This window comes from Falsirhodobacter sp. alg1 (genome assembly GCF_000739715.2).
Lineage (GTDB): Bacteria > Pseudomonadota > Alphaproteobacteria > Rhodobacterales > Rhodobacteraceae > Falsirhodobacter.
The window spans coordinates 1-522 of record NZ_BBJC02000098.1; the positions used below are offsets into that span (position 1 = coordinate 1).

The following is a 522-nucleotide window of genomic DNA, read 5'->3' on the forward strand; positions in this document are numbered from 1 at the left end:
AGCGAACAGGTCATGGATCCGATCACGGCCTACCAGCTGACCTCGATGCTCGAAGGGGTGGTCCAGCGTGGTTCCGGCACCGGTGTGAACCTGCCGGTACCGGTTGCGGGCAAAACGGGGACCACGAATGATGCCAAGGATGTGTGGTTCATCGGTTATACCTCCAACATCGTTGCTGGATGCTACATGGGCTATGATAACCCGCGCTCGCTTGGTTCATCGGCCTATGGCGGCACGCTTTGTGCCGCTTTTTTNATTTTCNAAAAAANCTTTATAAGCGATGTTTTTCCTATTTTATTATTACGCAAGCAAAATGCTGCCGGTATCTGCCATGGCAATTGTGAATACTGTTGCAAGGAACTTTGAAATACCCAAAACCGTTATTCTGTTTGTTGATGTAATACAGCCGTTACGCATTACATGAACAGCTCAAGAATTATGGAAGCCAAACATGAGATCGACCATCATCCGNCCTGTCGTTCTGGCAATCGCAGCATTGGCCATAACGTCGCCGTCCCTACA

1 pseudogene is annotated in these 522 nt (G+C 49.2%); it reads left to right on the top strand.

The window, feature by feature from the left end:
• Positions 1–243: pseudogene (locus TR36_RS14390) on the top strand (penicillin-binding transpeptidase domain-containing protein); the annotation flags it as partial.
• Between the last annotated feature and the right edge of the window lie 279 nt (positions 244–522).